Source organism: Ruminococcus sp., from assembly GCF_019423705.1.
Lineage (GTDB): Bacteria > Bacillota > Clostridia > Oscillospirales > Ruminococcaceae > Hominimerdicola.
The window spans coordinates 21,456-34,700 of the sequence record NZ_JAHZAX010000004.1; the positions used below are offsets into that span (position 1 = coordinate 21,456).

Below are 13,245 nucleotides of genomic sequence, written 5' to 3' on the forward strand. Positions count from 1 at the left end.
TGTGCGGCTAATGTGATATAATCATTGTATGAATAATACAAAATTAGAATTTGAATTTGAACAGAACACAAAAATAAAAAGGCTCATTCCGATAATATTGTCCGTCCTGTTGGCGGCGATAATGGTGGGCGGTGCGGAGCTTTTTGGCGAAAAGGAAATAATCTTCCCCGAGATAACCGCCATTGCCATAGGCGCATTGGTCGCCCCTGTTCAGTCTTGGAACACTTCACGGCTGCGGCTTCTTGCGGCGATAACATCCTCGGCGCTGTTTGGCGTTTTGATAGTGCGGCTGCCATTGCCTTTAATTGTGAAAATTATCGCAGGGCTGGTGATATCGGTTTGTATCATCACAATATCAAAAACAGGCTTCGTCCCAGCAATATCCGCCTGCATTTTGCCTATACTGATGAGCACAAAAAGCCTTGTTTACGTCCTTTCCGTCATAGTTATGACAGGGCTTATATTAATTTCACAAGCGTTTTTGGAAAAGCTAGACTTCCGTGAAAAATACGATTTTCACCCTGTTGCGCCTAACAAAAATTTGCTTATCCTGCGCTTAAAACAGATAGCCGTGCTGAGCATAATCTCAATATTGCCGGCATATTTTCACGAGATATTTTTTATTGCGCCGCCCCTAATGGTGGGCTTTGTGGAAATGAGTTCGCCAAGGCCAAAGCTGCGCAAACGTGCGCCCCAAGCCGTTTTGCTGATAATATCTGCGGCAGTTATCGGCGTGTTGTCAAGGCGTTTTATCGCCGAGATCGCAGGCCTGCCCCTATTTGCAGCGGCGGCGGTGTCTGTGCTTGGGATAATACTTCTCGTCGCAAAGCTGAAACTCTATTTCCCACCCTGCGGAGCAATAGCGACCCTGCCTTTTATAATTCCGCAAAACGCCCTTGTGCGCTTCCCATTCGAGGTCGCCGCAGGGTTTATAATTATGACTATCCTTGCAATGACTATCTTCAAGGACGATAATTAAGAATACCAAACAGGAGGTGAAAAGCAATGGTGGAGAATAATACAAACACAAATACAAACTTATACAACATTTATTCTGAAAGCTGCGGCGAAAAGGGCGGACTAAGGTTTTATACCTGCGGCTGTCTTGTGAACGAGGGCGGCTTTGTCCACGTCCGCCGAACCCTTAATTGCGATGTGTTTATCTTAGTGCAGGAGGGGGAGCTTTTCATCACAAAGGGCGGCAGAGAATATGCCGTCACAAGCGGAGAATACATTCTCCTTGAAGCAGGCTGCGATCATTTCGGAACAAAGGCTTCACAAGGTGCGCTAACCTATATGTGGGCGCATTTTGAGGGACAAAAGCTCCGTGACCGCAATATCCCACAAGACGGTTTCGCATATCTTATCCCAGAGGTGGGCAAAGCGCCCGATCCGCAAAGGGTGAGCATACTCTTTCGACAGCTTCTTGACTTGCAGCGACACGGCGGACTTTACAGCGAGAATTTTCTCACCTGCGCACTTTCAATGCTCCTAATGGAGCTTACCCAGCAGACCTTGGACGAGCAGCGCAACGCTAAAGAAGTCCCTGCAAGGGTCTATAACATATGCGAGTGGCTGCGATCAAACTGTCAAAAAAAGCTGACGGCTGAAACCATCGCAGAGCGCTTTCATTATAACGCCGAGTATCTTTCCCTGCTTTTCAAAAAGGAAACAGGCCTGACCCTTATCCAGTACCTCAACCGCACAAGGATAGACGTTGCCAAAAGGCTGCTTGAAACAGAGGGCATAAGCGTAAAGGAAACGGCGTATTCAAGCGGTTTTTCAGACGAAAAATACTTTATGCGAATGTTCCGCAAACTGGAAGGCGTAACGCCTCTCCAATATAAAGAAGCGTTCCGAAAACGCAATATCAATAGCAAATAACTCGCAAATGCGTGCTTTTCTGCCGTAGGGGCGAACAGCGTTCGCCCGTTTTACTCGAACAATGGCGTGGAATTTCACCGAGCAAAATAAAAGCGATACCACAAAACTTTGTGTGGTATCGCTTTTATGTTATTCGTAGATCTTCACAATATTGTTAGCTAAAGTTTTGATAAAATACTATTTCTTTTCGGAGAAATAAATCGTATATTCCTCATCATTTACATCATAAAGCGGCTTGAATGTGATGTTGTATTGCTGACCCTTTGTGATGTATTCGTTCTGCTTCCAAGGGAATGTTGAGTAGGTGTGCTCGATCTGCGGCTCGAAAATGTCTGTCGGCTTTGCGTAATCGCCGTGAAGCCCGCAGTCGCAGCTTGTAATGCCTGCCAAAACGATAGGTCCGTCAACAGCGGCGGCAAGGTTTGGCATATCGTCAAGGCGCTCCATTCTTATCTCTGACGGGAAGAACAGTCTGATTACGTCGCTGCCCCAAGCCTTTTCTATCGTGATATAGCCGTCCGATACATTTGCGCTGACAGCCTCGCCGTTGAGAGTTACTTCTGGCTCGCCGCTTACCCACTTAGGCAGACGGAGCTTGAGAGCGAACTTTGTGCCTTCCTCGCAGGAGATAGTGAACTTCATCGACCAGCGTGACATCGTGCCGTCGGAATGTTCGTCAAAGAATGTCTGACTGTTGTAATTCTTCATATCCGTGGTCTGCTCGATGTTGATATCCTTTCCGCCGAGAATCACCTTAGCCTTTGATGGGATATACTGGCTCACGATGATCTCGCTGTCAGAATTTGTGAAGTAGATAAGGTCGGGATAAAGCGTCTGCGCCTGTACCATTGTGCCGTGGCAGCACCAAAAATCATGTGTCTTGCTGCCCCATTTTTTCTTTGATCCTTGTTTCAGCGGCAGGAAGTATGTAGGCATACCTGTGAAAGCGTTCTGCTGTGCAAGGAAGCCGTTGTAAAGGCAGCGCTCGATGTAGTCGGCGTATTCTGTGTCGCCCGTCCACTTGAAGAGATAATCAGCTGTGCGCACAAGGTTGTAAACTGTGCAAAATTCCTGATTAGATATGCCGAGGAAGTGACCCTGCTGATGTGGCGGCACCCAAAATTCGCCCGAGTTTGCGCCGCTTGTGGCATATGTTCCACGGTCTGTAACTGCGCAGCGGAAAAATCTCTCTGTGCGTGTTTTCCACTTTTCGTCTCCAGTTATCTCGTACATTCTTGCAGCGCCGTGAGAAAGCGGTATACCGGCGTTTGCGTGATCGTTTGTGAGAGCGTCGCCGCCCTTGTCGAGAGTGTCGAAAACGCAGTTGCCGCTGTAACGCTCCGCAAGCTTCATATACTTTTCGTCCTTTGTTATGCCGTAAAGATCAGCCCAAACTTCCAGCATTCCGCCCTGTTCGCCCTTGTAGATAGCGTCGGGGCTGCGCTTGAGCATTTCGTCCGTCCAGCGCACATACCAGTCAGCAAGCTTGCTAACAACGTCGAGAGCCTGCTCATTGCCCGTGAACTTGTAAACATCGCAAAGACCCATAACAGTCTTGTGCATTACATACTGGGGCGACCAAACATACTGACCTCTTGCGATCATATCGAAATACTTTTCCGGAATAGAGCCTATCCATTCGCCGCCGTTGAGCTGCTGGCAGCGTGCAAGCTCGCTTATGACCTTGTCAAGCTTAGCCCTGAGCTCGATATCATCGTTTGAAGCGCAGTAAGCCGCAGCGGCAGAAAGCCAATGACCAAGAAAGTGTCCCCTAAGTTGACAGGTAGGCGCTTCCCAGCCCCAATGGAGCTTTGCACCGGCAGGATCGTCCACCACTTGAAGACCAGGCATTATTATACCTGCTTCAAGATAGAAATTCTGCAAAAGGCAGGTGGAATCAAGTTCAAAAAGATAATTTCTGTTCAAGTCAGTTCTCTCACGGAAAAGACCCGAAAGAAGTGTGACATCGTGTCTGTTCACTTTATTGAGCATAGTATATACCTCCGATTTTTGTTTATCTATTGTGATGTTGTTGTCATTTAGTCCGTCTATACTGATTATACCAGCAAAGCAGAGTTTTTTCAAGTGGACAAAACCCGATATTTTATGGACAAAGTGTAGGCGTTTGAGCCTTTAAAACGCAAATCAGATATTTCGGGACAGAGTGCGCAAAAAAGCGGGCGACCAAAGGTCGCCCGCTTTGCTTCGCTATTTGTTATTTGATATGTTACGACATCTTGTGTCCTATTTCGCCGACTGAACAAAAGCTTTAAGCTCTTCCTCAGGCATAAAGCCCACCTTTGAAGCAGTGATCTTGCCGTCCTTCACAACGAAAAGTGCAGGGATACTTGTGATGTTGAATGCGCTTGCAAGCTCGCTCTCCTCATCAACATTTACTTTGCCGACCTTTACAGAGCCGTCCTCTTCCGAATACTTATCCACCAGCGGCGAAAGCATTTTGCAAGGGCCGCACCAAGCAGCCCAGAAATCCAGCAAAACAGGCTTGTCGGACTTCATTACTTCTTCTTGAAAATTATCCTTTGTTATAACTTGTACAGCCATTTTTACAGCCTCCTTATCGCTTTTCAGTCTTTGCTTTTGTAATAGAGCATACAATGGCAGAAGCCCTCGAAATTCGGGTCGGCGATCTGCTCACGGAACTCTTTGCACATACACTTGTTTTCCTCTGTGCGCTGTATCCTGCAAGGACAGTATCCACCTGTGCGCTTCAGCCCCTCTTTTATGCTCTTTACCATTTCCTTGTCATCGTTCAAACGTACCATTTTTATTATCCCTTTTTTGCGGTGGATTATTCCTTGACAAATGCCTTTACAATCTCACCGATGTACTGATAATGATAATCCTTGTCAGGATACCACTTTTCATCTTCCTCTGTGCCGACAAAGCACTCAGGCTTCATTTCCTGAACGTATGCCTTTTTGCAAACAAGCACGAGCTTAGCCTGCTCAAATGTCGTTACCTGTGCGCCGTCCTCTGTGATGAATACAGGAGTGAGACCTGTTTCTTTTGCCTTGTCGCAGTCTCTTCCGCTGTGTGAACCGCAGAATGACAGCGCCTTTTTCATATCCTCGCCAAAGAATGAGATAGTGAAATACTCAGCCTTGTCGATAAATTCCTTTGTGTATCTCTGAGGTCTTATAACAGTTGTGAATGTGTTCTTTCCCCACATAACGCCTGCAAAGCCCCAAGAAGCTGTCATAGTGTTCCAACCGCTGTTGTCGCCTGCCGTAACGAGGAACCACTCCTTGCCTATCTTCTTATATGGGTTGAAGTCGAGAGCGTCAACCTTGTCAGCTGCTACCTCTGTGAAACCGTTCAAATTACTCATATTGTTTACCGCCTTTCTGATTTTATGACTTTATGATTTTAGTCGGCACATTATCGCACCGATCGTACACCAAAATTGTATAACTATATTATATACCATTTCAACACAAATTGCAACCCCGTGAAGAATCGTGAAAAGTTGTACAAAAATGCCGTGAAACTGGCTTTTGTGTGTTGCTTTTTTCGGGATATTGTGGTATAATGTGTTTAAGTATTTGTAAAGCTGCGCTCAACCTTTTGCGTGATACTTTCTATGTTTATGCTTCAAAGCCGCTCGATGTGTATATTAATTGTATTTTATGCGTAAATCAATGTATAAAATTAATAATATACATTAAGACAGCTGAAAATGTGTATAAATATAAAATTTTTATGCAAAAGCCCTTGACAATGCTGTATAAAGGTGTATAATATCCTTATGGCGCAGGCGGTGGCTTGCGGCCGTATCGAAATGATACATCGTTTACAAATTTTACATTTTACTTTATTACATACAATGGAGGAATTGTTATGGCAAAAGAAATCAAAAAGGTTGTCCTCGCTTATTCCGGCGGACTTGACACTTCGATCATCATTCCTTGGCTCAAGGAAAACTACAACAACTGCGAAGTGATCGCTGTTTCCGGTAACGTTGGTCAGGGCACAGAGCTTGACGGACTTGAGGAAAAGGCTATCAAGACAGGCGCTTCAAAGCTTTATATCGAGGACCTCACAGAAGAGTTCATCGAGGATTATGTATATCCAACAGTACAGGCTGGCGCTGTTTATGAGAATCAGTATCTCCTTGGTACATCATTTGCTCGTCCTATCATCGCTAAGAGGATCGCTGAGATCGCAATTAAGGAAGGCGCTGACGCTATCTGCCACGGCTGCACAGGTAAGGGCAACGATCAGGTAAGATTTGAGCTTGCTATCAAGGCTTTCGCTCCTGATATGGAGATCATCGCTCCTTGGAGAATTTGGGATCTCAAGTCAAGAGAGCAGGAGATCGAGTATGCAGAAGCACACAATATCCCACTTAAGATAAACAGAGAAACAAACTATTCAAAGGATAAGAACCTCTGGCACCTTTCACACGAAGGTCTTGACCTTGAGGATCCGGCTAACGAGCCACAGTATGAAAAGCCGGGCTTCCTTGAAATGGGCGTTTCACCGATTATGGCTCCGGACAAGCCAACTTATGTAACTATCCACTTTGAGAAGGGTATCCCAACAGCAGTTGACGGCGTTGAGATGAACGGCAAGGATCTCGTTACAAAGCTCAATGAACTTGGCGGCGCAAACGGTATCGGCCTTGCTGACCTTGTTGAGAACAGACTTGTTGGTATGAAGTCAAGAGGCGTTTACGAGACTCCTGGCGGAGCTATCCTTTACAAGGCTCACGAAGTTCTCGAGACTATCACACTTGATAAGGAAACTGCAAGAGTTAAGCAGTATCTTTCCATCAAGTTCGCTGACATTGTTTACAACGGTCAGTGGTTCACACCTCTCCGTGAAGCAATGAGCGCATTCGTAACAGAAACACAGAAGACTGTTACAGGCGATGTTAAGCTCAAGCTCTACAAGGGCAATATGATAAACGCAGGCGTAACTTCACCATACACACTCTATGATGAGGAAGTTGCTACATTCGATGAGGACAATGTTTACAATCAGGCTGATTCAGCAGGATTCATCAACCTCTTCGGTCTGCCGATCAAGGTCAGAGCTAAGCTCGAGCAGAAGAGAAACGCTAAGAAGGACTAATTCTAAAGCGTATCAAATATCGGAATATTAGGAGGTTTTAATATGTCAGATAACAACAGCATTTTTGAACCTGCAATTGATAAAAAAGTTGAGATATCATACGACAGCCTGCCGAACTCCTCTTTCGAGGACGTAAACCTTGGCGGAGCAAAGTTCTCAAACGTTAATCTCAAGGACGCACTCTTTGATGATGTGAATATGGACGAGACCCATTTCAATAACGTTAGTATGAAGGACGGCGATTTCGCTGACCTTTATATGGTGAACTCAAAGTTCTTGGGCGTTAATCTCAGCAATTCAAGATTTGGCTGCTCTATAATGAATAATGTAGAGTTTAAGAATCCCGATCTTAAAAATTCGCAGTTTATCCATTGCGACCTTACAAACGTTGAGATCAACGACTGCAAGATCGACGGACTTAAAATAAACGGCGTTGATATCCAGAAGCTTCTTGAACAGCACGAGAAGGAGCTTTAAATAAAAATGTATCGGGGCAGGATGACCTTTTGCGAGGTCATTTTGCCCATACGTTTTTTTATTTTCGGCATAGAGCGTAATGGCTATCGTGAAACTTTGGCGCTCTATCCCGAAAATAAAAAGCACAAAATTCAAAAATCCAAAAATAATCATAAAGGACGGTATTAAAATGGCAGGTAAAATGTGGGCAGGAAGATTTACAAAGGAAGTCGACGAAAGGGTCAACGATTTCAACTCGTCTATCTCCTTTGACGCAAGAATGTACCGCTACGATATAGAAGGTTCGATGGCGCACGCAACTATGCTTGGCGAGTGCGGGATAGTCGATAAGCACGAAAGCGAGAAGATAGTTGAAGGCCTTAAAGGTATCCTCGAGGATATCGACAGCGGCAAGCTCCAGTTCGACCCAACAGCAGAGGACGTGCATATGTTTGTTGAGGCGGAGCTCACAAAGAGACTTGGCGACACAGGTAAGAGACTTCACACCGCAAGATCAAGAAACGATCAGGTGGCTCTTGACGTTAGAATGATACTCAGAGCGGAAACAAAGGAGATAATCGAGCTTGTTAAAAAGCTTGAGCATACTATCCTCGATATCGCCGAGAAAAATCTTACAACTGTTATGCCGGGCTATACTCATCTGCAGAGAGCGCAGCCTATCACATTTGCTCACCACCTTATGGCTTATGCAAATATGCTGCTGAGAGATATCTCCCGACTTGAGGACAGCTATAAGAGAACAAACTTTATGCCACTTGGCAGCGGTGCGCTGGCTTCAACAACTTATCCTATCAACAGGCAGAGAGTTTGCGACCTGCTGGGCTTTGACGAGATAACACAGAACTCCTTGGACGGCGTTTCGGACAGAGATTTCTGCATCGAGCTTTGCTCTGCAATATCTATCCTTATGATGCACCTTTCAAGATTTTCTGAGGAGATAATCCTTTGGTGCTCTTGGGAGTTCAAGTTCATCGAGCTTGACGACGCTTACGCAACTGGCTCGTCTATTATGCCGCAGAAAAAGAACCCCGACGTTACCGAACTTATCAGAGGCAAGACGGGCCGAGTTTACGGCGACCTCAACACCCTGCTTGTTATGATGAAGGGTCTGCCCCTTGCTTATAATAAGGATATGCAGGAAGATAAGGAAGCTATTTTCGACGCAATCGACACAGTTAAGCTTTGCCTCAAAACTTTCGACCCAATGCTCGCAACGATGAGAGTTATCCCTGAGAATATGAGAAACGCCGCAGCAAAGGGCTTTATCAACGCCACCGACTGCGCCGACTACCTTGTTAAGAAGGGTATGCCTTTCAGAGACGCTTATAAGATAACAGGCACACTTGTGCATACTTGCATTGAAAAGGGCTGCACACTTGAAACGCTGCCTATCGAGGAATACAAGAAGCTTACAGATAATTTCGATAATGACGTTTACGAGGCTATCAGCCTTGAGACCTGCGTAATGCAGAGAAAAGCCGCTGGCGGCCCTGCTCCCGAATCGGTAAAGGCTCAGATCGAGTATGTCAAGAACAAGCTTTGATACAATGAAAAATATTGATAATTCCCCTGTCAAAGCAGCGGTGCTTTATATTGCGCTGTGGGAAGCGGCAACAGTATTGATGTGGCTTTTCAGCGCAAAGCTGTTCGTAATCTATCCGCTGTTTGCGGTGGGCTTTACGGTGGGATATCCCGTTTATACTTGGTGGGCTTGCTATCGCCACGCAAAGAAATTCGGCTTGAAATGGTACGTCGCCCCCGTGATGATAGCGGTGGCGGTGGCGGAATATATATTTGTCACCGAGGCAAGATCAGTCGTGCCGAACTTTATCGTGCTGACTGTTCTGACAGCAGGCTTTGCCGCAGGGATAGGAAATTGCTTTGCGGATAAGGACGCAATAAACGCCGCAAAGGAAGAGAAAAAACGTCAGAAAAGACGTGAAGAGCCTCAGTATAAGAATATTTTGGACGACTAAACCAAGTATGTGAATATCGAAAGAACTGGCAAACAAATGGTATGTGTAGGCTGGTTGTAGGAGCGACCTGAGGTCGCCCGTTGACACCGAACTTGGTGACAACTTTATTTACATTATAAATTATTATAATATTATAAGTTTTATAGAAGGATATGAAAAAGATGAAAACAAGAGTTTTTATTGACGGAAAAGAAGGAACAACAGGCCTTCAGATATATGAGCGTTTTCAGAACAGAAACGACGTCGAGATCATTGCTATCGACGAGGACAAGCGCAAGGACGTGAATGAACGTGCAAAGATGATAAATTCATCTGATATCACTTTCCTTTGTCTGCCCGACGCCGCAGCTATCGAGGCGGCGAACCTCTGTACAAACCCCGACGTTAGAATAATCGACGCCTCAACAGCTCATAGAACCGACCCCGCTTGGGACTATGGCTTCCCTGAGCTTTCGGAAAAGCATAGAGAAAATATCCGCAATTCAAAAAGAGTTGCAAACCCCGGCTGCTATGCAAGCGGCTTTATAAGCCTTGTGTATCCGCTGGTGAAAGCAGGCGTGCTGCCTGAGGATTACCCTGTAACGAGCCACGCAGTTTCGGGATATAGCGGCGGCGGAAAGAAAATGATCGCAGCAATGGAAAGCGAAAATAAAACAAAGGAAATGTTCTCGCCACGTCAGTATGCGCTGGCGCAAAAGCATAAGCATATCCCCGAAATGCAGAAGATATGCGGACTGAAATATAAGCCGATGTTCAATCCAATCGTGGACGACTATTATAATGGCATGGTAGTGTCCGTGCCGCTGGTGTCGAGGTGTCTGACGAAGAAGTATACGCCTGCGGATATACACGAGATAATGTCGGAGCATTATGTTGGACAGCATTTTGTGAAAGTAATGGAACTTGGCGGAACGGAAACGTTGGCGGACGGATTTATCGCAGCGAATACATTGGCAGGTACGAATAATATGCAGATATTCGTGTGCGGAAATGAAGAGCAAATATTGTTGATGTCGAGATTTGATAACCTTGGAAAAGGCGCAAGCGGCGCAGCAATACAGAATATGAATATAATGTTGGGGATCGACGAAGCAACAGGATTAGAATAAAACCAGCAAACGTGTAAGATACAAAAAGTCGCCGGTGCAGGGTGGCGTTAGCCCTGCCGAGGGAAAATTTCATTCTCGACAAGGCTCGAATGAAATTGGCGAGCAGCCCCAGCGGGGGCAAAAAGAAAGCGGTAGCAACAGCAACCCACAAGGGGGCAGAGCCCCCACAATTCCTTGTCCACCCCTGTACAAATGAAGCTACTGTTGCGCTGGAATTTGACGACCTGCTTAAATTTATCTCAGCGCTTGAACATAAATATGTTATAGTATAAAAGCTTCCTGTAAATTTGGTAAGCTTGTAAATTGGTAAGGAGAGATAGCTATGACAGCAACGAATCCAAAGAAAGAAATATCTAAAAAGAATTTTGACGGCTATACATATATCGAGGGCGGCGTGTGTGCCGCTAAAGGCTTTAAAGCTAACGGACTTTATTGCGGAATAAAGGAAAGCGAAACTAAAAAGCCCGACCTCTGCCTCGTGGAATCGGACGTTATGTGTTCCGCAGCCGGTGTGTTTACGCAGAATAAAGTCAAGGGCGCCCCTGTTACAGTTTCGCAGAAGAACCTTGCGAAAACAGGCGGAAAAGCTAAGGGCTTTATCCTTAATTCCAAAAACGCCAATACCTGCAACGCCGACGGCGAGGAAAAAGCTTATAAAATGTGCCAAATGACCGCCGAGAAAATGGGCGTTAAACCCGAGGAGATCCTCATCGCTCAAACAGGCGTTATCGGTCAGATACTCCCGATGGAGCCTATCAAAGCCAAAATGGACGAGCTTTACGAGGGACTTTCCTATGACGGAAATGAAAAGGCCGCTATCGCTATTATGACCACCGATACAGTCAAAAAGGAAGTCGCTGTTGAATTTACCCTCGACGGCAAGACCTGCCACATCGGCGGAATGGGCAAGGGCAGCGGTATGATACACCCGAATATGGCAACGACCCTCAACGTTATCACCACCGACTGTGCTGTTTCACCCAAAATGCTCAAAAAAGCGCTCACAGATATCGTGAAGATAACATACAATTGCCTCTCAGTCGACGGCGACCAGTCAACGAACGATACTTGCGCCGTTATGGCTAACGGACTTGCTGGAAACGCCGAGATAACAGCCGAGGGCGAAAGCTATGAAACTTTCAAGAAAGCCCTTTATATCGTTATGATGAACATTACAAAAATGCTCGCCAAGGACGGCGAGGGCGCTTTAAAGCTCCTCGAGTGCACAGTTACAGGCGCAAAAGACCTCGACACGGCTATAATCGTTGCGAAGAGCGTGATTTGTTCGCCGCTGTTCAAGTGCGCAATGTTCGGCGCAGACGCAAACTGGGGACGTATCCTTTGCGCTGTTGGCTATGCCGAAGCCGATTTCGATATCAACAAAGTTGACGTTTCGCTGTCATCAAAGGCAGGAGAAATTCACGTCTGCCACAACGGCGCTGGAATAGACTTCTCGGAAGAGATCGCTAAACAAGTGCTCCTCGAGGACGAGATAACGATCAGCGTTTCGATCGGCGACGGCGAGGGCACAGCCACCGCTTGGGGCTGCGACCTTACTTACGATTATGTCAAGATAAACGGCGATTATAGAAGCTAAATTGCTGAAAAAGCAGCTTACAGTCTATCGAAAAAGCAGCAAATCAACGGGCGACCGCAAATTGTTATGAGCTTAGTCGAATAACAATTTTTCGCCCTTACAAAAAACAACGTATTTACGTCCCCTTGGACGGCGTCCTCGACGTCACATCTGTTTTGTGCCTTTTCAATAAGCTGATACAGTATTACATATTAAGGAAAGAAGAATGAGATATGGATATAAGCAATAAGATCAGAAGTCAGATACTTATCGACGCTCTGCCGCATATTCAGAAATATCACGACAAGATAGTCGTTGTAAAATACGGCGGAAACGCTATGACAAACGCTGAGCTGAAGGAAGCTGTTATGAGCGATATCGTGCTGCTCAGCGAGGTCGGCATAAAGGTCGTGCTAGTCCACGGCGGCGGTCCGGAGATAAACGCAATGCTCAAGAGAGTTGGCGTTGAAAGCAAGTTTATAAACGGCCTTAGATATACCGACGCTGAAACTATCGATATCGTAAAAATGGTGCTTTGCGGCAAGGTCAATAAAGAGCTTGTTTGCGCATTGCAGCTCCACGGCGGAAAGGCGCTTGGCCTTTGCGGCTGCGACGGTCAGATGATACTTGCGCAGAAGCTTGAAAGCGAAGTCGATCTCGGCTTTGTGGGCGATATCAAGAAAGTAACGACAAAGCCTATCATCGACGCTTTGAACGGCGGCTATGTGCCGATAATCTCAACTGTCGGCGTCGGCGAGGACGGCCAGTCTTATAACATCAACGCCGATACCGCTGCAGCAAGGATAGCTTCCTGCCTGAGAGCTGAAAAGCTTATCCTTATGACAGATATCGTTGGACTTCTCGAGGACAAAGAGGACGATTCCACCCTTATCCCGCAGGTCAATGTCAGCGATGTGCCATATCTTAAAAAGAAGGGCATCATAAGCGGCGGAATGATACCAAAGATCGACTGCTGCGTAGAGGCCGTAAGACGTGGCGTTAAAAAGACCACTATCATCGACGGCAGAGTACCGCACTCGATACTTATCGAGCTGCTCTCAAACGAGGGTATCGGTACGCAGTTTATTTGATATAATTATATTTACATTTACATATTGAAAGAGTGATA

General features: G+C 46.0%; 13 protein-coding genes. 9 read left to right on the forward strand and 4 right to left on the reverse strand.

Features of this window, described 5'->3' with window-relative positions; translation table 11 throughout:
- The first annotated feature begins 28 nt into the window (after positions 1-28).
- Positions 29-979 (forward strand): hypothetical protein, encoded by a 951-nt coding sequence (locus tag QZ371_RS04210; RefSeq protein WP_295209889.1) that lies wholly within the window; start codon positions 29-31, stop codon positions 977-979.
- Between the two features lie 26 nt (positions 980-1,005).
- Positions 1,006-1,884, forward strand: a complete 879-nt coding sequence (locus QZ371_RS04215; RefSeq protein ID WP_295209893.1) for an AraC family transcriptional regulator — start codon at positions 1,006-1,008, stop codon at positions 1,882-1,884.
- A 177-nt stretch (positions 1,885-2,061) separates the two neighbouring features.
- Here the strand turns inward: QZ371_RS04215 and QZ371_RS04220 are convergent, their stop codons facing one another.
- The 4 genes from QZ371_RS04220 to QZ371_RS04235 form a co-directional block, all read right to left on the reverse strand.
- Positions 2,062-3,876 (reverse strand): beta-L-arabinofuranosidase domain-containing protein, encoded by a 1,815-nt coding sequence (locus tag QZ371_RS04220; protein ID WP_295209896.1) that lies wholly within the window; start codon positions 3,874-3,876, stop codon positions 2,062-2,064.
- Positions 3,877-4,128: 252 nt separating this feature from the next.
- Entirely contained in the window at positions 4,129-4,500 is a 372-nt protein-coding gene (trxA, locus tag QZ371_RS04225; protein WP_366558690.1) for a thioredoxin, read from the reverse strand.
- Positions 4,470-4,667 carry a ferredoxin-thioredoxin reductase catalytic domain-containing protein gene (locus QZ371_RS04230; protein ID WP_022288146.1) on the reverse strand — a complete coding sequence of 66 codons (198 nt, stop codon included), beginning with the start codon at positions 4,665-4,667 and terminating at the stop codon, positions 4,470-4,472. The genes trxA and QZ371_RS04230 overlap by 31 nt, the downstream gene beginning before the upstream one ends.
- Positions 4,668-4,693: 26 nt before the next feature.
- Entirely contained in the window at positions 4,694-5,233 is a 540-nt protein-coding gene (locus tag QZ371_RS04235; protein ID WP_295209904.1) for a flavin reductase, read from the reverse strand.
- Positions 5,234-5,742: 509 nt separating this feature from the next.
- Between QZ371_RS04235 and QZ371_RS04240 the strand changes: the two genes are divergently transcribed.
- The 7 genes from QZ371_RS04240 to argB all read left to right on the forward strand — a co-directional run bounded on the left by QZ371_RS04240 (position 5,743) and on the right by argB (position 13,207).
- Positions 5,743-6,978 carry an argininosuccinate synthase gene (locus QZ371_RS04240; protein ID WP_295209906.1) on the forward strand — a complete coding sequence of 412 codons (1,236 nt, stop codon included), beginning with the start codon at positions 5,743-5,745 and terminating at the stop codon, positions 6,976-6,978.
- 42 nt (positions 6,979-7,020) lie between these two features.
- Positions 7,021-7,455, forward strand: a complete 435-nt coding sequence (locus QZ371_RS04245; protein ID WP_295209908.1) for a pentapeptide repeat-containing protein — start codon at positions 7,021-7,023, stop codon at positions 7,453-7,455.
- 169 nt (positions 7,456-7,624) lie between these two features.
- Positions 7,625-8,998: an argininosuccinate lyase gene (gene argH, locus QZ371_RS04250; RefSeq protein WP_295209910.1), complete on the forward strand. Its 1,374-nt coding sequence runs from the start codon at positions 7,625-7,627 to the stop codon at positions 8,996-8,998.
- Positions 8,979-9,431 carry a hypothetical protein gene (locus QZ371_RS04255; protein ID WP_295209912.1) on the forward strand — a complete coding sequence of 151 codons (453 nt, stop codon included), beginning with the start codon at positions 8,979-8,981 and terminating at the stop codon, positions 9,429-9,431. Before argH ends, QZ371_RS04255 begins: the two co-directional genes overlap by 20 nt.
- Positions 9,432-9,592: 161 nt before the next feature.
- On the forward strand, positions 9,593-10,540 hold the full coding sequence (gene argC, locus QZ371_RS04260) for an N-acetyl-gamma-glutamyl-phosphate reductase (protein WP_295210326.1): 948 nt from the start codon (positions 9,593-9,595) through the stop codon (positions 10,538-10,540).
- A gap of 322 nt (positions 10,541-10,862) precedes the next feature.
- On the forward strand, positions 10,863-12,137 hold the full coding sequence (gene argJ, locus QZ371_RS04265) for a bifunctional glutamate N-acetyltransferase/amino-acid acetyltransferase ArgJ (protein ID WP_295209914.1): 1,275 nt from the start codon (positions 10,863-10,865) through the stop codon (positions 12,135-12,137).
- 212 nt (positions 12,138-12,349) lie between these two features.
- Entirely contained in the window at positions 12,350-13,207 is an 858-nt protein-coding gene (gene argB / locus QZ371_RS04270) for an acetylglutamate kinase (protein ID WP_295209916.1), read from the forward strand.
- Positions 13,208-13,245: the final 38 nt, after the last annotated feature.

Bases quoted from the DNA above. Each gene is read 5' to 3' on its own strand.
- QZ371_RS04210 (WP_295209889.1), top strand. From the start codon at position 29: ATGAATAATACAAAATTAGAATTTGAATTTGAACAGAACACAAAAATA.
- QZ371_RS04215 (WP_295209893.1), top strand. From the start codon at position 1,006: ATGGTGGAGAATAATACAAACACAAATACAAACTTATACAACATTTAT.
- QZ371_RS04220 (WP_295209896.1), bottom strand. From the start codon at position 3,876: ATGCTCAATAAAGTGAACAGACACGATGTCACACTTCTTTCGGGTCTT.
- QZ371_RS04230 (WP_022288146.1), bottom strand. From the start codon at position 4,667: ATGGTACGTTTGAACGATGACAAGGAAATGGTAAAGAGCATAAAAGAG.
- QZ371_RS04235 (WP_295209904.1), bottom strand. From the start codon at position 5,233: ATGAGTAATTTGAACGGTTTCACAGAGGTAGCAGCTGACAAGGTTGAC.
- QZ371_RS04240 (WP_295209906.1), top strand. From the start codon at position 5,743: ATGGCAAAAGAAATCAAAAAGGTTGTCCTCGCTTATTCCGGCGGACTT.
- QZ371_RS04245 (WP_295209908.1), top strand. From the start codon at position 7,021: ATGTCAGATAACAACAGCATTTTTGAACCTGCAATTGATAAAAAAGTT.
- argH (WP_295209910.1), top strand. From the start codon at position 7,625: ATGGCAGGTAAAATGTGGGCAGGAAGATTTACAAAGGAAGTCGACGAA.
- QZ371_RS04255 (WP_295209912.1), top strand. From the start codon at position 8,979: ATGTCAAGAACAAGCTTTGATACAATGAAAAATATTGATAATTCCCCT.
- argC (WP_295210326.1), top strand. From the start codon at position 9,593: ATGAAAACAAGAGTTTTTATTGACGGAAAAGAAGGAACAACAGGCCTT.
- argJ (WP_295209914.1), top strand. From the start codon at position 10,863: ATGACAGCAACGAATCCAAAGAAAGAAATATCTAAAAAGAATTTTGAC.
- argB (WP_295209916.1), top strand. From the start codon at position 12,350: ATGGATATAAGCAATAAGATCAGAAGTCAGATACTTATCGACGCTCTG.